Here is an 18,228-nt window from a genome sequence, read left to right as displayed (position 1 = left end):
GCTCTCCTTCCGGTGTCAATTAGTCGGAACTTTCGACAGCCCCCATACTTCTTCGGAATACTGCTGGATCGTCCGGTCGCTTGAGAAAACACCGGAAGCGGCGATATTCCTCACGCACATGCGCGCCCATTCGACAGGATGTGCGTATGCATCGAGTACGCGGTCATGCGTCCGGGCATAGTCGCCCAAGTCTTTCAGGACGAAGAACGGGTCTCCGTCTTCAGTCAATTGGCGCACGATAAAGTCGGAATTATGCGGCCCGTCCGACCACTTGCCCCGTGCCAGTTCTTCAATTGTTTCGCGGATAAACGGATCCTTGGCGATGATGTCTTTCGGGTCATAGCTCCCGTCATGCTCAAAACGCATGACTTGTTCTGAACTCATGCCAAAGACAAAGGCATTTTCTTCGCCGACGGCATCGAAGATTTCGACGTTCGCGCCGTCATATGTCCCGATGGTCAGTGCGCCATTCATCATGAATTTCATGTTCCCCGTTCCTGATGCTTCTTTCGAAGCGGTAGAGATTTGTTCGCTGATATCGGCTGCCGGAATCAGGAATTCCGCATGGCTGACGTTATAGTCCTCCACAAAGACAACGTGCAGATGGCGCCTTGCGACCGGGTCGCTATTGACTCGGTCCGCGACCGTATTGATCAGCTTGATGACTTGTTTGGCGAAATGATAGCTTGGGGCGGATTTCCCCCCGAATAGGAAAGTACGGGGATACGGTCGGTAATTGGAATCGCTTTTGATGCGCTTGTATAATTGCTGAACGTGTAAAATATTCATCAGCTGGCGCTTATAACCGTGGATCCGTTTGATGTGGATATCAAAGATCGAATCGGGGTCAACGATAGTATTATGCTCTCTTTCGAGGTGATGGATCAAATGTCCTTTTTTCAGCCTTTTGATAGCTTGGAAGGACTCCAGGAACGGCCGGCTTTCAGCCAGATAGCCAAGTTCCCTTAATTCTTCGGGCCTTTGGATCCACCCCGGGCCGATATGTTCGGTAATGAGTGAGGACAACTCCGGATTGGCCCCGAGAAGCCAACGCCGGTGGGTAATGCCGTTTGTTTTGTTATGGAATTTATCCGGAAAGTATTCATTGAGTTCTTTCATTTCGCGTTTCTTCAGGATCTCTGTGTGGAGCTTGGCCACACCGTTCACTTTATAGCTTCCCACCACTGCCAAGACCGCCATTTTCACGACACCGTCATCGATGATCGATAATTTGTGCCGAGCCTGTTCATCCAGTTCCTTCGATTCCCATTCGGCCCGGAAACGCCGGTCGATCTCTTCGATGATTTGATAGACACGAGGCAATAGCTGGCACAACAGGCGGCTTTCCCATTTCTCCATCGCTTCCTCCAAAATCGTATGATTCGTGTAGGAAATGGTCCGCGTCGTCAGCGACCACGCTTTATCCCAATCCAGCCCATAGTCATCCAGCAATATCCGCATCAACTCCGGAACCGACAAAGCCGGATGTGTATCGTTGATCTGTATCGCCACTTTTTCAGGCAATTCCTCGATGTCGAAGTTACGCGTCGAAAGGATCGTGCGGATGGAGGCGCTGCATAAAAAATATTGTTGTTTGAGACGCAGCAGTTTTCCGCTATCGAGCGCATCATCCGGGTAAAGACGGTCGGATATTTTAGCCGTCTCGAGTTCATTAACCAAATACCCAAGCCCATAAGGAAGCGGCCGGTCGGATGTTTCCGCCTGCCAAAGCCTGAGCGTGTTGATCGTGCCGCCTTTCGCTCCGACAATCGGCATGTCGTAGGGTACGGCTTTGACCCACACCGCATTTTCCAGTTCCGTTCGCACGCCATGTTCTTCGACGGTCACACTCGTTTCCCCGTAAAATGGAATATCGAGCGCGAGGTCCTCACGGCGCACTTCGAGGCTCTGGCCTTCCTTGATCCAATCGGTCGGCAATTCCACTTGGAATCCTTTAATGAAATGTTGCGTGAACAATCCGCCACGATAGCGGATCCCGCAGCCATGCCCGGGCAAGCCGAGCGAAGCGAGTGAATCCAGGAAACACGCCGCCAAACGCCCGAGCCCGCCGTTGCCAAGCCCTGGCTCCTGTTCCAATTCCTCGATTTCGGATAATTTAAAGCCGAGTTCGCCGAGCGCTTCTTCCACCAAATCGTAAGCGCCGAGATTATGCAGGTTTTGCCCGAGCAAACGGCCCAGCAAGAATTCGATCGACAAATAATACAATTGTTTATCGCCGCTCTCGCGTTTGGCAGCTTGCTGTTTATCCCATTCCAGCATGACTTCTTCGCAAACCATCTTCCCTAACACGTCATAGGCTGTGCCTTCTGTTTTATCCCCATTTTCCAATGCTAATCGCCGGCTGAATTCTTCTTTGAATTGCTCCTTGGAGTAAAACATCCTCAACACACCCTTCAGTTTATGCTCATGTATAATTTCTCGTATTCTTTCGCCGAGCGCGACCACGTGGAGTCTCTCGCCATGCCGTTTTGGATCAATGCATGCCAGTGGTCCGGCTTATAATAGAAGGACAGCGCGCGCGATAAGGCTTCATCAAAATGGATGCCAGCCTTGAAATCGCTCAAAAAGCCCGTTCCCGCCTTGTCCTTTTCATCATATTCCTCCACCGTATCCCGTAAGCCGCCCGTCCGGTTCGCCACCGGAACCGTGCCATAACGCATGGATATCAATTGGCTCAAGCCGCACGGTTCAAAATGCGAGGGCATCAGGAAGATATCCGCGCCAGCATATAATTGATGCGCAAATGCTTCGTCAAAGCCGAGATGGACGGAAACTTTTCCGGCATAATCCACTTCAAGCCGTTGGAAAAATTCCTCATATTGAGCTTCCCCTGAACCGAGCAGCACAAACTGCACCTCGCCTTCCAAGAACTCCGGCAAGCTTTGTTCGAGCACATCGATCCCTTTCTGTCCTGAAAGCCGCGAGACCATCGTCAATAAAGGGATATCCGGCTGTTCCGGCAAGCCGCAGCGTTTTTGGATGGCACGCTTATTGGCCTGTTTTCCTTGCATATCTTCAGCGCTGAAAGTCTCGGCAATATGGTCATCGGTTTTCGGATTATAGGCTTCGGTATCGATGCCGTTCAAGATGCCCTGTAAATCCCCCCGCCGCTTGGCGAGCAGAGTTTCCAAATGTTCCCCGTAAGCTTCCGTCAAGATTTCATCGCGGTAGTTCGGGCTGACAGTCGTCAATTTATCGGCATAGAGAATACCGGTTTTCAAAGAATTGAAGTTTCCGAGCCATGCGACTTTGCCGTTGTCGTAAAACTTTTCATCCATCCGGTATTGCTCGACAAACACTTCTTTCGGAAAAACGCCTTGGAACTGGATATTATGGATCGTCAGCACCGTTTTCACACCAGCAGCCAATTGCCGGTATTGCGGATCTTCTTCCAATAGAAACGGCAAGACGCCTGTGTGCCAATCGTGGACGTGCAGGATGTCTGGAGCCGTGTCGGAATGCGCCAGGAAATCCAGGACGGCCCGGCTGAAAAAAGCGTACCGCTCGGCATCATCCGGTCCGTAAATGCTGTCGCGTTCAAAATAAGAATCATTTTCCAAAAACAGGAACTGAACATCGTTCGCTTCAAATCGATGAATTGCATAATTCTTCTCTTTATCTTTAAATTTAAAGGAATATTCTCCCATTTTAAAGAATTGCTGCTGATAACGGTCGTGAATCAAACTGTATTTGGGGATGATGACCTGTACCTCGTGTCCAAGGCGCGCCAATTCCTGAGGCAAAGCACCAATCACATCCGCCAGGCCCCCCGCCTTGGCGAACGGGGCGCATTCTGCAGCGGCCATGACAATCTTCATTGTGAATCCTCCTTCGTGACCCGCTCGCCTTTTCGGAGGACGATCGGCCGGTCAGCTGTACCGGTCAACCTCACGCCTTTTTCGATATAGACATCTTTGTCAGCAATGACATACGCGAGCTCGCAATTTTCTTCGATCGTACATTTCTGCATGATGATGCAATGATCCAGGTTCGCATTGATGCCAATGGTGACCGCACGGCTGATGATACTGTTCTTGACGTTTCCTAACACCGTGCTGCCGTTTGCCATCATGGAGTTCGATACACTCGACCCATCCAGATAACGTGTTGGCGGTTCGTCTTTCACTTTCGTATAAATCGGTGCTTGCGGCAAAAACAGCAAGCGGCGATTGTTCTCGTCCAATAGTCCGAGTGACTCTTTAAAATACTGCTGAATCGAGTCGATGATGGCAAAATACCCTTTGTATTCATAAACACCGTACGAATAAGGCGCTTTCTTCAAATTCACTAGGTCTTCGACACTGAGAATGCGCTTTTGCCTGTAGGAATGGATCAATTCCAACATCAACCTGCGCGACAGGATATACGATTTCAAGGAACCGCCCGTCCCGACCGCTTCGGTGATGTCTTTTCCGGATGCCAGGTGATGATCGAGCATTTCCTTATAATCCAATTGCCCAGCGACAAAGCTGCTCGTTACCACAATATGTGTGTGGCGGCTTTTTTCAAAAAACTGGAGATGCTCCTCAAAATCATGGAAAGAACCGACTGTAGCGATCCCCCCGTTTTGATGGGTGGTCGGCAGGAAGAACAAGCCTTCTTTGCGGCGGTCCAAATCCCAGCTTTTCCCGACGCCGATATGGTCGATCAGCGAACCGAATGGTGGCGAGGCGAAAATGCCGACCGAGTTGATATCCGCGTTCACTAAATTCGATAAAGCGAAATCGATCAAGCGGTATCTTCCTGCGAATGGAATCGAGGAGACCGACCGATGGATGGTCAGGTCCTGGAGTCCTGCTACTTTTACAGAAGCGTCCACTGCGGCCATCAAAGTCATTGCTGCCCACTCTCCTTCCATGAATCGATTAAGTCTTGCGTCAACAGCGTGATGCCTTCTGACGGTTCAAGCAACCGGTAATTTTCCGGAACCGTGATGCCCGGTGGCACGATGACACGATTCAGATGGGCCCCGCGCCCGATTTCCGTGCCGCTCATGACCACACTGTCTTCAACGACAGCTCCTTTTTCGACCAGGACGTTCTGGAAAATGACCGAATGGCTGACGGTTCCCTTGATGACACAACCTTCATTGACCATCGACCCTTGCACACGCCCTGTTTCCGTAACGACTTGGGGCGGCAATTGGGGATTCGATGAATAAATCCGCCAAGCGGGGTCGTGCAATACGAGGCCTGCCGATGGATCAAGCAAGTCCATATTCGCTTCCCACAGGCTGTCGACTGTGCCCACATCTTTCCAATATCCCTTGAACGGATACGCCACCATTTTTTGTTGGTCCGCCAACATTTTCGGCAAGATGTCTTTTCCGAAATCGTGTGTCGATTCCACCATCGCATTATCTTCTTCCAGATAACGCTCAAGTGTTTTCCAGTCGAAAACGTAAACGCCCATGGAAGCGAGGTTGCTTTTCGGCTTTTCGGGTTTTTCGTCGAACTCCACGATGTTCATGTCTTGATCGGTGTTGACGATGCCGAAGCGGCTCGCATCTTCCCACGGCACTTCCAGGACAGAAACGGTGACATCCGCCTGTTTTTCCTTGTGATACTCCACAAGCTTTTCATAATCCATCTTGTAAATATGGTCACCTGACAAAATCAGGACATAATCGGGTTTACAACCGGCCAAGAAGCTGATGTTCTGATAGATCGCACTGGCTGTACCGGCATACCATTTGATGCCGTCGATTTCAGCATAAGGCGGCAGCATGGTCACCCCGCCTTGATGGCGGTCCAAGTCCCAGGGCGTGCCGAGCCCGATGTAGCGATGGAGCGCATGCGGCTGATACTGCGTCAGCACGCCGACCGTCGTGATGCCCGAATTGGTGCAATTCGACAGGGGAAAATCGATGATCCGGTATTTTCCGCCGTAAGGAATGGCGGGTTTTGCAATATCGTAGGTCAATGATTTCAATCGGCTTCCTTGTCCGCCTGCGAGAAGCATGGCAACTACTTTTTCCTTCACAACCAGTCACTCCCGTCTTTTCTTTTTTTCCAGATGCTCATCGTGAACGGCGGCAAATCGAGCGTCAGTGAAAAAGGCTGATTGTCGCACGGAACATCGAGCGTTTCCGTTGCCGGCGGCAAGCTATCAGCCGCCCCGCCGAACTGTGCTGAATTGGTGGAGAATATTTCTTCATAGCTACCTTTTCGAGGGGCCCCCACCTGAAAGCTTCCATAATGCCGATCGGAGAAATTGCACAATACGAGACATTCGTCTTCCGGCAAAAAGCCCCTTCTGACAAAGGTCGCTACGCTTTGTTCATGATTATCGGCATCAAGCCACATGAAGCCGTCACGTTCATCATCGAGCTCGAAAAACGCTTTTTCGCTTCGGTAAAACGCCAGCAATTCCTTCATGAAATCCGAGATTCCTTTGTGTTGTGGATCTTCCAGCGACGCCCAATCCAGTTCCGGCTGGAATTCCCACTCCTCGAAATGGCCGAATTCCTGCCCCATGAACAATAATTTCTTGCCGGGATGCGCCATCCAGAAGCCGAACAGCAAACGCAATTGAAGAAAACGCTCTTCCCTAGTGCCCGGCAGCTTGTTGAGCAAGGATTTTCGCCCATCTGCCACGGTATCGTGGGAAAAAATGACCTGGTAGCGCTCTTCGTACTGATAGACCATCGAAAAATTCATTTTTCCATGGGCTTTCGACCGCTCGGCCGGTGGCGTCTTCATGTATTCGAGCGTGTCGTGCATCCAGCCGAAATTCCATTTGTAATCGAAGCCGACACCGCCCGATTCGACGGGGTGCGTCACTTTCGGATAATGCCAAGCATCTTCGGCAATCAACAACTTTTCCGGGTAATGGAGCTTCAAGCTGCTTGTCAGTTTCCTGAGGAAATCCGCTCCTTCCCCATTATGCGGCCGCTCCTTGATGTTCGGGATGAATAACAGGTTAACAAGTGCATCCATGCGGTAGCCGTCGAACTTGAATTCCTCCAGCCAATAATGGGCGCTCGACAAGATGAAGCTCACCACCTCGCCTTTGTTGATATCGAAATTCAACGTGCCCCAGTCCGGGTTCATGCGCCGCGCTTCACGCTGTTCTTCGTAAAGCAATTGGCCGTTGAAATTCGCCAATCCGTGCTGGTCGACGCAAAAATGTCCGGGGACCCAGTCCAAGATCAATCCCAAGCCATGTTCCGTGCAAGCCGCGACAAAATACTTCAAGTCATCGGCCGTGCCATAGCGCCCTGTCGGCGAGAAAAACCCCGTCGTCTGATAGCCCCATGACTCGTCTAGCGGATGCTCCGTAATCGGCAGGATCTCGATATGGGTGAAGCCCATGTCGATAACGTACGGAATCAACTCATCCGCGATCTCGCGGTACGTATAGAACTCACCGTTTTCCTTGCGCTTCCATGTGCCGAGATGCACTTCGTAAATGGCCATCGCGCGTTCCAGATGCTTGTCGTTGATCGTTTGCTTGCGTTTCAGTACCTCCAGCGGCCAAGCGTACTCCCCGGGACCAGAGACGATCGATTTGGTAAACGGCCGTTTCTCGCTTTGCCGTGCATACGGGTCCGATTTCCACAACACTTCGCCTTTTGGCGTCCGAAGCGCATATTCATAAAGCCGGCCCGCCAGATTTTCGGGAATGCTCAAGCCCCATATGCTGGCATCGTGCGGGTGCTGCGCCAAGGCATATGTGGAGGTGTCTTCCGTATCCGGGTCCACACAGACCACATCGACTCCCTCGATTTCCGGAGCCCACACCGAGAAAGTCGTTTCGTCCCCGGCTGCATGCGCGCCGAAATACAAATAGCCGTCCACCAAGCGCCCTTCATGAAAAGCCTGCAGCCGTTCTTCCGTCCAGGTATCCAACAAAAATTCCATGCAGCGCCTCCTTTTGGCCAAAACCAAGTTTAGTTTCTATTCTACATATAAAATGTAAACTCCTTGTTAAGATGCCGATTGCTCCCAAGAAATCCCACAAACAAACAGGATGTCGCAATGTCTTCATATTTTTCCTAATCTAACGGCTTGTCGTAAGGCACAGTTTGGAATAGGCTAAAGAAAGACCAGTTTCAACATAGAAAGGACGCGAAATTTTTGCGAGCCCAAACTTATTTATTGAGCTTCTTGCTGATTGGCACCCTGTTTTTGGCTGCCTGCGGCCAAGGCATTGACGACCCATTGAATTGGGAAACGGAAGAATTCACATTCACTGACCATAATAATGAAGATTTCGGATCCAGCGACCTTGAAGGAAAAGTCTGGCTGGCTGATTTCGTCTTCACCAATTGCACGACCGTCTGCCTGCCGATGATGGCGAATATGAAAGGCGTCCAGGAAGAACTTCAGGCGCAAGGGCTGGATGTGGAGATCGTCTCATTCAGCGTAGACCCGACCGTCGATACGCCGGAAACCTTGAAATCATATGCGGAAAGCTATGATGCCGATTTGACCAGCTGGCATTTGCTGACGGGCTATTCTCAGGAAGAGATTGCCGATTTTGCGCTCGAGAACTTCAAGGCGATTGCCCAGAAGCCACAAGATGACGACCAAGTCATCCACGGCACTTCGTTTTATTTGATCAACCACGAAGGCGTCATCATGAAAGATTACGATGGCCTGAATCCGCCGGTGGAAGATATCGTGCGCGATGCGGAAATCCTCGTCGAGGAGGCGGAAGGATGAAGCGTAAACCGCTAATCATCACTGCCGGATTCTTGCTCATTGCTGCAGCGGCAGTTTGGTTCTTCATGCCACAGGAAAATGAGCCTTCCGCGCAAAGCCGGATCGTCCTTGAACATACCCATCGCACATTTATCGCCCCGTCCTGCTTCGAAGAATCCGACCCGACGAATTTCCTGGAAGAATCGACGCTCGGCCATGCACGGGAATTGAATTACCCGCCGCATTCCGAATGCACGGAAAAGGCGTTCGAAAGCAATAATGACAGCCCGGCCGTCCGGCTGTTGAAAGAACTCGGACTGATGGAAAAAACACAAACCGATTGGTGACCAGGCAGGGCTTCGGCTCTGTCTTTTGCTATTTCAGCAAGCGTACGCAGACGGGAGCGACCGTCTCGGCCACGTCCGCAGTCTCGCCTGGCATTCCGTCGCCCCCGATGCGTTTGACGGCGATCGTCCCCGATTCTTCATGTGCGATGACGATCCATGGACTTCCAGGGACCAATGTAAAATGGCGTGGGCCCGCTCCCCCGGCATCCGCATGCCCGACCGGTTCCAATAAACCCTTCTTGACACGGAACACCGCGATGCTGTCATGGCCGCGGTTTGACGCATAGACAAAGCGGCCGTCCCGCGATACGGCAATTTCAGCGGGCGTATTGGTGCCCGTGAAATGTTCCGGCAAGGTTGAGACCTTTTGCACCTCTTTCAATCCCTTGTCGTGTATCGCGTAAACGGACACGGTCGAATCGAGTTCATTCACCCCGTAAGCGAAAGCTTCGAACGGATGAAACGCAAGATGCCTTGGCCCTGCACCCGGTGCCGTCTTGGTGACGGCTTCCTGTTCAAGCGTGCCTGCATGGAGGTCGAGACGGTAACGGACAAGCGCATCCATGCCGAGATCGGAAACGAAAAAGCGATTGGTCCCGGGCAATTGAAAGGCCGAATGCGGATGGGCCGCGTCTTGCCGTTCCGGGTCCGCCCCGCTTCCCTTATGGCGTTTGGAGTCGGCCATCTCGCCGATGGATCCATCCGCAGAGAGCGAATGGACCGTGACATGCGCACCGGAATACGTGACAGAAATCGCCCACTGGCCATCTTCATCGATCGTGATATGGGCGGGATGTCCGCCGCCCGTTTTTTGGCGGTTCAGTTCCTGGATCAGGCCTTTCTGGGGGTTTAGCCAATAGGCGGCCACTTCCCCGTCGCCTGTTTCACTGACAGCTACAAAACTGGTGCCGTTTGGATGGACCGCCAGGAATGAAGGGCGTTCCACTCCCGAAACCTCTGCTTGTTTCGCCAACTTCCCTGTCGCAAGATCCAGCGCCCAGAGCGTGATGCCCGCTTGATCAGCAGCCGCATAGGACCCGCTTAATATGTATGTACTGCTCATCCGACCCCTCCTTTTTTTCTTTGCTCTATTCCTTATCCATAAGCCATTAAGCTGCCGGGTAAAATTTCTCTATATTTTTCACTTCCCCCTTCCAATTCACCGATGCAGTGCGGTAAAGTGAGGAAGTGAAGTGTTATTCAATCCATAGAAAGAGAGTGGTTGCGTTGAAATTTCCGTTGTCCGTCCGCGAAAAAAGCATCGTCTGTACCGGTTTCATGGGAGCCGGCAAAACAACCGTCGGCAAATTATTGGCACGCCGGCTTTACCGCGATTTTGTCGATATCGATGAGGAAATCGAAAAAGCGTTCGGCTTGCCGATTCCGGTAATCTTCAAAACCCATGGCGAGAAAGCGTTCCGCCAGAAAGAGCAGGAATTGATCAAATCCTATAGCAGCCAGCCCCTGCTGGTCATCTCTGTCGGCGGCGGCGCTTTTCTCCAGGAAGAAAACCGGAATCATTGCCTGTCCAACTGCACGGTCCTGTTTTTCGATATATCCTGGGATTCCTGGAAAGAACGCATCCACGTCCTGACGGAAACGCGTCCTTTACTCAAAGGGAAATCGCTCGAAGAGATGGAACAGCTCTTCCGTGAGCGCCAATCGATTTACTCAGCCAACCACTCCAAGTTCCAAGTCGACCGCTACGAAGCGATCGAAGCCGCCGATTACCTGGCCGAATCATTGAAATTGTCCTGGGACATCCACGCGCCACAAACTTAATAGATGCACAAAAACCCGCCATTCAGCACTTGAACGGCGGGTTTCCTATTATCCATACTGCGCTTTCGCAAGGTCGAATAAGCCCGCTTTTTTCAAATAGCTTTCCGGCGCCAAAAACGTCACGGTGACTACGCCCGGATGGCGGCCGATCTCAATAGACCCGGTGACCGTGGCGCGGTTCATGATTTCCGGCACCGTGACGCCGAACAAATCCGCGGCCCGCTGCATGCCGTTTTCCGTTGCATCGTTCAAAGTCGGGCCGGACCCAACGAATGAGACCGGCAATGATTCTTCCAGCGTATCGACGCCGAAACGCTCGGCCAGCTTTTGGGCGGATGCTTTTTCAGCTTCGGTGAACGGCTTGGCGGTATGAGGCAGATCCTCGACGTTCGGGAACAGGATCGGCCCGGCGTTCCCGAGGCCTTTCAATACATGCACTTGGAGGTGGCTGATGCCCGAGACATCGGACGTGTGCCCGGCAATTTCACCGTCGCCTTGCATGGCGTGCATATCCCCCAAATAGACGCCGCCGCCCTTCACTTTGACCGGGCATACGAGCACCGCGCCGGCACGTACACGGCTGATGTCCATATGGCCATCTGTCCGGTGCGTTTCGAGCTCTTCCTGTGTGCTCGTGTATTCATGCGGCGCCCCGACGAGAAACGAGCCGAAATCCCCTGCATTATGTGAATCGGGCGTCGGGCGGGACGGCGTCGTGCCAAGCTGCCCGAGAAACGGGCGCATGCGTGCGATGGTGCCGACCAAATCATGCGGCGCGAATGTGACCACGGGGTTTTGCACGGAATGCTCCGGTGTCTTCATATACTCCTTGCCGTCTTTTGCGATGGTTTCTGCCGCTTGTTCCGTCACCGTAATCCCCACATCGCCCTTGTCGCTGAAGGCCATCGTATAGCCATGCGTGAATTCGAACGGGCTGACGTCTTCTCCGCAATTGGCGCAGCGGATCGCGCCGCTGCCGACCCCTTGGATGACCGTTTCAGGATACAAGGTGCCGCAGCCCGGACATTTCACGGCGACGAACGGATCGCCCAAGAAACGCCCTTCAATCGGCTTGTCGTTTCCGGATGCAGTCGCAAGCGAGGTCACTTCCACCGATTTGATGCGGATGACGATGGCATCCCCCGGTTCCGCGCCCTCGACATAGACTGGCTGTGTCACTTCGTGGCCGCCCCGGATACATGGCGTGATCATCGGTCCCCAGCACCCCGGGGCCGTGTGTGCAATAATATGGCCCCCGTCTTTCACGGGACCGAGCATTTCCTTATCTGGGTCAAGCACTCCATTGACATAACGGTTGACCAATAGGGTATCGACAGCATTATCCGGCATTGAACAGCCTCCCTTTTCTATATTTTCTAAATTATATGACAAAAGGACTCCGTTTTCAATGACGACCCAAAAACGCCCGAAGAACCACTTGGCTCTTCGGGCGTTTTTTCAATTCCAGAAATACAATAAGGTCTGGACGAATGCTTGGATCATGAGATAGAACGCAATGGCGAACTTCAAGTTGAAGCGCAAGCCGTTGCGGATGCCGCTCAAGCCGTTGACGCTGCTCAAGATGATCACCGGCATGACGAACGGCGACAGGATGATGGAGATGACGCTTCCCGATGTCACCGCCAGGACAATCAATTCAGGCGGGAACGGCAGCACTGCGGATTCCAATACGCCCGTCACCAGGACGATGACCGGCAGCGGCCCGAGACCGATAAAGCCCAGGAAGATGACGATGAACGGGATCAGGAACAATAAATTCAAGAACGGCACATGGCCGGTCAAGTAATTCATCCCGCTGATGACATAATCGCCGACAGCCGATTGATTGAGCGCATAGATGAGCAAGCCTGCCGACAGCAGGATGCTGAACTGCTGGGCTTGTTTCGATACACCTTCCCTGTAATAGACAGCTGCTTCCCGTGCATAGTTTCCTGCCCGTCTCTTGAGCAGGAAATAGAGCAAAGTCCAGACGAGAATGACCAGCGGGATGACGATAAGAAAATCCACGCCTGTCCATTCATGGAGGATGAAAATCGTGCCGAACAGCGAGATGAACAGGAAAGCGAATTCGGCGACGTCTTTATTCCAGCTGCCCGCATTCCGGGAATTCGCTACCGCTTTGTCGATCTCGTTCGTCAGCACGGCCGAGAAATCATTGCCGTAGCGTTTCTCATCCTTCGTCGCAAACGCCACTGACAGGGCCGTCCCTGCGATCGCTGCGCCGAGCCCGAGCAGCATCGACTTCCACAAAACCGCATCCATCGCGCCGACAGCGAAGATGAAGCTCGGGATGCTGATGACCCACATCGTCGACAAGGCAAAACCGCGAAGGATCGCCGTCCCTTTGTAATTTTCCCATGCTTCGTCTTTATGCTCTTTAAGGAATGAATCGATGAACCTGTACATCATTGGCACGACCCCGAACAGCAGGAAGTGGGAGATGATTTGCGTCATCCCCATCAGCCCGGCGTAAAAAGTCTGGCTTTTGTTCAGCCATTTATTCCCGAAGCTCATGATTTCATCTATATAAGGCTCTTCCCTGAGTACCCAGCTGATCATCGGAACGATCAACAATAAGGCAATCAGGCTCTTCATCTGTACGAGCGCCATTGCGAGATCCTGCCAGAAATCCTGGCTCGTCGCCGCTAGCACGCCGATTGCTGTAATGGCCAGAAAGGTCTGCAGCTGCAGCTTGCGGAGCGGCAAGACGCCGAAAGCAAACGCCAGGCTGAAAAACCCGGCAACCGGAAGCAGCGCCTCCATCGATGGATTGGCGTGAAAATAATGGATGAAATGAAGAACGGCATAAATAAGGACGGAGAAAGTAAATCCTTTTTTGGCTAATGCCTTCATCTGTAAGCCCTCCTTCCGTTGTTGGCAAATAGCCTTAAACACATATCGACTATTTTACACGTTTTGGCTTTCAACTAGTTCTATGAAGGCTTTCTTTTCGGTGAAAATACATGATTTTCATTTTCTAGAAAAACTTTTTTGAATAATTTGTTTACGGAAACCCAATAAGTGGAAGGTAGACAATAAGAACAATTCAGCAATAAAATTATTTCAATAATTATTTTTATTTTCAGTCATTTGTATGATATGCTCTAGCCACACGGAGAACGCCCCCCGTTGCAGGCTTCCAGCTTCCGCTGGTACTGCTGGGTTGATTCACGCTTAGATGCGCTATTTAGAAGAGCGGATCGCCATCGATATTTTATTCTACTGGAGGGCTAGTAATGGGAATCACAAGGAGTTTTTTTATCGCATTATCCAATAACCGGTTATTGAACAGCGGAGCAAAGAAATGGGGCTTTCAGCTTGGTGCCGCAAAAGTCGTGGCCGGAACCGATATTCCGAACATGATGGCGTCGGTCCGTACATTGAACGAAGACGGCATTTCAGCCACCATCGACCGGCTCGGTGAATTCGTTACCAGCCGTGATGAAGCCGTACAGGCAAAAGAAGAAATCATCCAGACGGCTGAAGCGATCACGGAAGCTGGGGTCGATGCCCATCTATCCGTCAAATTGACCCAGATCGGTCTCGATATCGACAGCCAATTCTGCTTGGAAAACATTCGCGAAATTGCGGCTGAAGCGGAGCGGCGTGGCATCTATATCAACCTGGACATGGAAAATTATGAGCATCTCCAACCCACTCTCGATATATTGCATACTTTAAAAAAGGAATTCGACAGCGTCGGAACCGTCATCCAGGCTTATTTATTCCGTTCGGAAAAAGACTTGGATGCCCTCCGCAACGTCAGGCTGCGCCTGGTGAAAGGGGCTTATCAGGAAAGTGAGCAAGTGGCATACCAATCCGCTGAAGAAGTCGACGCCAATTTCATGAAGCTTATCAAATTGCGGCTCGACCAGCCGGTATTCACGTCGATTGCCACGCATGACCATCATATAATCAACGCCACCATCGATTATGTAAAAGAGCAGGGCATCCCAAAAGACCGTTTTGAGTTTCAAATGCTCTACGGCTTCCGCACCGATTTACTGAAAGAGCTGTCCAAAGAATACCAGGTGACGTCTTATGTGCCGTTTGGCAAAGACTGGTACGGTTATTTCATGAGGCGGCTTGCCGAAAGGCCACAGAACATCCAGCTGGTCTTAAAAGGCGCACTCTCCAAATCCTCTTGAAACCGAAAAGCAGCCCGGAATAAGAACCGGGCTGCTTTTTCAGAGTGTTGAAGAAGTCTATTGATCCATTACGAATAAGAATGGGATCGTTTTTTTACATTCAAAAATACAATGATATTTCTAAGTATTTGGAGAAGCGTTTGCTCGACTCCTGTGGATCAGCGAGACGACCGAGACCCCGCAAGGCGCAAAGCGACTGAGGAGGCTTGGGCGCGAGCCCACGGAAAGCGAGCGATAAGCTTCGGAAAATACAATTTCTCACCTTTCTCGACAGCCTGGAAAAGCAGCCCGGAATAAGAACCGGGCTGCTTTTTTATGTGCTATTCAAGCGGTCGCGCATACACTGGCGGCAACTCCGCCAGTAAACGTTTCCGGTACTGCTCGTACTGCTTCGGCAATTTCAGCTGCTCCCCGAGTGCGTCCGGGCTTTCATCAATCGTGAAGCCTGGCGGGTCGGTCGCAATTTCAAACAGCAGGTCGCCGTATTCACGGAAATAAATCGACCGGAAGTAATTGCGGTCCTGGACTGGCGTAACGCCCAGCCCATAGGCTTCGATGCGGTTTTTCCATTCCAGTTGATCGACGTCATCATCTGCCCGGAATGCGATATGGTGGACCGTCCCGACACCCATCTGTCCGGTACCGACACGCGTCTGCTTGATATCCAATATGTTTCCGAGTGTGCCGTCCGCCACAAAGCGGACATAATCGCCGTCCTCTTCTGTGCGGGCGAAGCCGATCACTTCCTCTAATAGCTCCGCGGTTTTGGCGGCATTGGCCGTAAACAACACAGCGCCGGCAAATCCTTTGATGGCAGTGTCCCTTGTAATGCCATCCCCTGTCCATCCGCTTGCTTCGCCTGATGCGCGTTCGACCAATTCCAGCTGAAGGCCGTGCGGGTCTTGAAAACGCAAATACGATTCGCCAAAGCGCGTTTGCTCTTCAACCGAAACATTATGGGCCTCCAGGCGCTTGCGCCAAAAGGCAAAGGCGCCTTCGGGAACAGCGAAAGCCGTAACTCCGACTTGCCCATCCCCCACTTTCCCTTGATACGCCTTGCCCCAAGGGAAAAAAGTCATGATGGTGCCGGGTGCCCCCTCCTCGTTCCCGAAATACAAATGGTAGGTACCGGGATCGTCGAAGTTCACCGTTTTCTTGACGAGGCGCATGCCGAGCACCCCGGCGTAAAAATCAGTATTTTCCTGTGCTTCGCCGACTATCGCTGTAATATGATGAATGCCTTGTGTTCTCTCACCCATGTGTATTCTCTCCTTTTTTCCGTCTTGACTATCATATCAATCGGAGGTTCACGCTTTCAAGTTCAATCCGGCATCTGGTCCTTCCGTTCCCTATGCTGTTTTTTGGCCAGTTTCTCGGCTTCTTTCAAATCTTCGATATCCTGCTCTTTGCTTTCTTCGATATCTTCTTTCTCGCGGCGCTCTTTTTCCTGCTGTTCTGCAGAATAATCTTCGTCACCTTCGACAATGTCCTTCTGGTTTCCCTTCATTTCTTCCACTTTCTCCATTTCCTCTTCGTATTGCTCTTCCACTTCTGTCGTCGAAGGCAAGAACGGCTCGTCATTGTAATCCGTGCGTTTCCCGTAACGCAGCATCTCATAGATGATCATGCCGTTGTTCGGCATGCCGTTCGCCGTTTTCATCGGGACAGCGTCAAACAGCACAAAATAGAAACCGTAGAAGACGAAACGGTTCCAGAAAGTCTCGTATTGGTCCAATACCCCGTTGGCGACCAGTGCGTTGATCACGAATGCGACGATTACGTTCGCCAAGATCGGGCCGGCATAAAGCATTATATATGCGAATTTGCTTTGCCTTTTCAAATCATCATAGGCAAACCAACTATATAAGTGATAATATTTCCTCACGTCAAACATGCCGATCTTGAAGACTCGGGGGCCTGAACCGATTGTCAGCCGCGGATTCTTTGCGCCGAGTAAAAAGCTGACGATTAAATAACCCGCTTCCCGGATAAAGACAACGACCGGTAAAATGATGAATGCAGATATGACCAGCGCTATCAAATCGCTCAGTCCGAACATGAAACCCCTCCTCCATTTCCTGAAAATGGCCCATTGGCCTCTCCTTTAAATACCCGCTCCTACGGAATGCGAACCTCCGGCACCTTACAGTTCCGTTTCATTTTCGTGACAGTTAATCTTTTGAGCGGCACATGGTCACGTGATAGGATGGCAATAAGCCCGTTTGAAATTTCGGTGTATTTGCCGCGCAGAGGATGGAAACCATGAAACGCAAACGCCCCATTTCCAAGAAAATACTCGCACTTGTTGCAGTGGTGTTCCTGGCTTCTGCAGGATTCGTGCTGGCCAGCCATTTGACAGAAGAACAACCCGCTGCGCCGATTATCGGGTCAGCGATCTATAGCCCCCCTCCGAACTTTGCTGAAGTCGCTTCCCATGTCGAGGTCGTAAAAGACATCCGCTATCATGAATCCGATAACGCCTTCATGGATTTCTATTATCCAAAGGATGCTACTGGCCCCTTGCCTGTCATTTTGTGGATCCATGGCGGCGGGTTTATCGGCGGCTCCAAAGACAGCCGGCAGGATTATGGGATGACCCTGGCGAACGCCGGCTATCTCGTCGCCAACATCGACTATGCACTGGCGCCGGGCCAATTGTATCCCGGCCCTGTCATCCAGGCGAACGAAGCCTTGAAGTTCCTGGGCAACTCCGCAGCCCAGTACGGAGGCGATATGGGACGGATCTTTGTCGGCGGGGATTCAGCCGGGGCGCAGATTGCCAGCCAAGTCGCGGCCTTGCAGACAAATCCTTCCCTTGCCGAGACGATGAATCTGGCGCCAGCCGTTTCTTCCCAACAAATGCGCGGGGCATTGCTGTTCTGCGGGTTGTACGACATGGAAACTGTCCGCGAGTCCGGATTCCCGAATATCGATTTCTTTTTGAACGCCTACACGGGCGCTGAACGTTTCGAGGCTTTCGGCAACATCCATGAGATGTCGACCATCCAGCACGTGACGCCAGCTTATCCGGACGTCTTCATATCGGCGGGCGATGCCGACCCGCTGGAACCCCAATCGGTCGCGCTGGCCGATAGCCTGCGCATCAAAGGCGTCGATGTCACCGATGTCTTCTTCCGCGGTACCGATAAGAACCTGAAACATGAATATCAATATGCACTGGATACGAATGACGGCCAGGAAACCCTCCAGAAGACCTTGGATTTCCTGCTTGAGAAAAGCCAGGCGCAAAAATAAAAGCTGTCC

Annotated in this window: 15 protein-coding genes; 5 read left to right on the top strand and 10 right to left on the bottom strand. The window is 51.8% G+C overall.

Annotated elements, in window-relative coordinates; all coding sequences use genetic code 11:
* Positions 1-15 precede the first annotated feature (15 nt).
* Genes glgP through glgB form a run of 5 tightly spaced genes read right to left on the bottom strand, consistent with a single transcriptional unit; the run spans position 16 to position 7,883 of the window.
* Positions 16-2,400: a glycogen/starch/alpha-glucan family phosphorylase gene (glgP, locus tag BBI15_RS01785; RefSeq protein ID WP_068871698.1), complete on the bottom strand. Its 2,385-nt coding sequence runs from the start codon at positions 2,398-2,400 to the stop codon at positions 16-18.
* Positions 2,401-2,414: 14 nt separating this feature from the next.
* Complete coding sequence (gene glgA / locus BBI15_RS01780) at positions 2,415-3,839, bottom strand: glycogen synthase GlgA (RefSeq protein WP_068871696.1); 1,425 nt, start codon at positions 3,837-3,839, stop codon at positions 2,415-2,417.
* The gene (locus BBI15_RS01775) at positions 3,836-4,858 is read right to left on the bottom strand and encodes a GlgC family sugar phosphate nucleotidyltransferase (protein WP_068871694.1); all 1,023 of its coding nucleotides are present in this window, start codon (positions 4,856-4,858) and stop codon (positions 3,836-3,838) included. Before BBI15_RS01775 ends, glgA begins: the two co-directional genes overlap by 4 nt.
* Positions 4,855-6,003 (bottom strand): glucose-1-phosphate adenylyltransferase, encoded by a 1,149-nt coding sequence (locus tag BBI15_RS01770; protein WP_084632706.1) that lies wholly within the window; start codon positions 6,001-6,003, stop codon positions 4,855-4,857. The genes BBI15_RS01775 and BBI15_RS01770 overlap by 4 nt, the downstream gene beginning before the upstream one ends.
* Positions 6,000-7,883 (bottom strand): 1,4-alpha-glucan branching protein GlgB, encoded by a 1,884-nt coding sequence (glgB, locus tag BBI15_RS01765; RefSeq protein WP_068871692.1) that lies wholly within the window; start codon positions 7,881-7,883, stop codon positions 6,000-6,002. The genes BBI15_RS01770 and glgB overlap by 4 nt, the downstream gene beginning before the upstream one ends.
* 216 nt (positions 7,884-8,099) lie before the next feature.
* Here glgB and BBI15_RS01760 point away from each other — a divergent pair, with 216 nt between their 5' ends.
* Both BBI15_RS01760 and BBI15_RS01755 read left to right on the top strand, forming a co-directional pair.
* Entirely contained in the window at positions 8,100-8,687 is a 588-nt protein-coding gene (locus tag BBI15_RS01760) for an SCO family protein (protein ID WP_068871691.1), read from the top strand.
* Entirely contained in the window at positions 8,684-9,013 is a 330-nt protein-coding gene (locus tag BBI15_RS01755) for a hypothetical protein (protein ID WP_068871690.1), read from the top strand. Before BBI15_RS01760 ends, BBI15_RS01755 begins: the two co-directional genes overlap by 4 nt.
* Positions 9,014-9,041: 28 nt before the next feature.
* Here the strand turns inward: BBI15_RS01755 and BBI15_RS01750 are convergent, their stop codons facing one another.
* Complete coding sequence (locus tag BBI15_RS01750; protein WP_068871688.1) at positions 9,042-10,076, bottom strand: lactonase family protein; 1,035 nt, start codon at positions 10,074-10,076, stop codon at positions 9,042-9,044.
* Positions 10,077-10,291: 215 nt separating this feature from the next.
* Between BBI15_RS01750 and BBI15_RS01745 the strand changes: the two genes are divergently transcribed.
* Positions 10,292-10,795 carry a shikimate kinase gene (locus BBI15_RS01745; RefSeq protein ID WP_068872662.1) on the top strand — a complete coding sequence of 168 codons (504 nt, stop codon included), beginning with the start codon at positions 10,292-10,294 and terminating at the stop codon, positions 10,793-10,795.
* Between the two features lie 48 nt (positions 10,796-10,843).
* Here BBI15_RS01745 and BBI15_RS01740 read toward each other — a convergent pair whose 3' ends face one another.
* Both BBI15_RS01740 and BBI15_RS01735 read right to left on the bottom strand, forming a co-directional pair.
* Positions 10,844-12,145: an acetamidase/formamidase family protein gene (locus tag BBI15_RS01740; RefSeq protein ID WP_068871686.1), complete on the bottom strand. Its 1,302-nt coding sequence runs from the start codon at positions 12,143-12,145 to the stop codon at positions 10,844-10,846.
* A gap of 108 nt (positions 12,146-12,253) precedes the next feature.
* A complete protein-coding gene (locus BBI15_RS01735) occupies positions 12,254-13,669 on the bottom strand; it encodes a hypothetical protein (protein WP_068871684.1) in 1,416 nt (471 codons plus the stop codon).
* A 383-nt stretch (positions 13,670-14,052) separates the two neighbouring features.
* Between BBI15_RS01735 and BBI15_RS01730 the strand changes: the two genes are divergently transcribed.
* Positions 14,053-14,964, top strand: a complete 912-nt coding sequence (locus BBI15_RS01730) for a proline dehydrogenase family protein (RefSeq protein ID WP_068871682.1) — start codon at positions 14,053-14,055, stop codon at positions 14,962-14,964.
* 320 nt (positions 14,965-15,284) lie between these two features.
* On the opposite strand, the gene BBI15_RS01725 is transcribed toward BBI15_RS01730, so the two are convergent.
* Entirely contained in the window at positions 15,285-16,223 is a 939-nt protein-coding gene (locus tag BBI15_RS01725) for a ring-cleaving dioxygenase (protein WP_068871681.1), read from the bottom strand.
* A gap of 62 nt (positions 16,224-16,285) precedes the next feature.
* Complete coding sequence (locus BBI15_RS01720) at positions 16,286-17,023, bottom strand: hypothetical protein (RefSeq protein ID WP_068871679.1); 738 nt, start codon at positions 17,021-17,023, stop codon at positions 16,286-16,288.
* Between the two features lie 203 nt (positions 17,024-17,226).
* Here BBI15_RS01720 and BBI15_RS01715 point away from each other — a divergent pair, with 203 nt between their 5' ends.
* Positions 17,227-18,219 (top strand): alpha/beta hydrolase, encoded by a 993-nt coding sequence (locus tag BBI15_RS01715; protein WP_237150898.1) that lies wholly within the window; start codon positions 17,227-17,229, stop codon positions 18,217-18,219.
* Positions 18,220-18,228 lie beyond the last annotated feature (9 nt).

It is taken from the genome of Planococcus plakortidis (genome assembly GCF_001687605.2).
Lineage (GTDB): Bacteria > Bacillota > Bacilli > Bacillales_A > Planococcaceae > Planococcus > Planococcus plakortidis.
The sequence above is the reverse complement of the archived record's forward strand: the minus strand, read 5'-3'. Positions and strand labels throughout refer to the sequence as shown.

What these genes read in the sequence shown, in the direction of transcription:
- glgP (WP_068871698.1), bottom strand. Translation starts at nt 2,400, where the DNA reads ATGTTTTACTCCAAGGAGCAATTCAAAGAAGAATTCAGCCGGCGATTA.
- glgB (WP_068871692.1), bottom strand. Translation starts at nt 7,883, where the DNA reads ATGGAATTTTTGTTGGATACCTGGACGGAAGAACGGCTGCAGGCTTTT.
- BBI15_RS01755 (WP_068871690.1), top strand. Translation starts at nt 8,684, where the DNA reads ATGAAGCGTAAACCGCTAATCATCACTGCCGGATTCTTGCTCATTGCT.
- BBI15_RS01725 (WP_068871681.1), bottom strand. Translation starts at nt 16,223, where the DNA reads ATGGGTGAGAGAACACAAGGCATTCATCATATTACAGCGATAGTCGGC.
- glgA (WP_068871696.1), bottom strand. Translation starts at nt 3,839, where the DNA reads ATGAAGATTGTCATGGCCGCTGCAGAATGCGCCCCGTTCGCCAAGGCG.
- BBI15_RS01750 (WP_068871688.1), bottom strand. Translation starts at nt 10,076, where the DNA reads ATGAGCAGTACATACATATTAAGCGGGTCCTATGCGGCTGCTGATCAA.
- BBI15_RS01715 (WP_237150898.1), top strand. Translation starts at nt 17,227, where the DNA reads ATGAAACGCAAACGCCCCATTTCCAAGAAAATACTCGCACTTGTTGCA.
- BBI15_RS01740 (WP_068871686.1), bottom strand. Translation starts at nt 12,145, where the DNA reads ATGCCGGATAATGCTGTCGATACCCTATTGGTCAACCGTTATGTCAAT.
- BBI15_RS01730 (WP_068871682.1), top strand. Translation starts at nt 14,053, where the DNA reads ATGGGAATCACAAGGAGTTTTTTTATCGCATTATCCAATAACCGGTTA.
- BBI15_RS01735 (WP_068871684.1), bottom strand. Translation starts at nt 13,669, where the DNA reads ATGAAGGCATTAGCCAAAAAAGGATTTACTTTCTCCGTCCTTATTTAT.
- BBI15_RS01775 (WP_068871694.1), bottom strand. Translation starts at nt 4,858, where the DNA reads ATGACTTTGATGGCCGCAGTGGACGCTTCTGTAAAAGTAGCAGGACTC.
- BBI15_RS01745 (WP_068872662.1), top strand. Translation starts at nt 10,292, where the DNA reads ATGGGAGCCGGCAAAACAACCGTCGGCAAATTATTGGCACGCCGGCTT.
- BBI15_RS01720 (WP_068871679.1), bottom strand. Translation starts at nt 17,023, where the DNA reads ATGTTCGGACTGAGCGATTTGATAGCGCTGGTCATATCTGCATTCATC.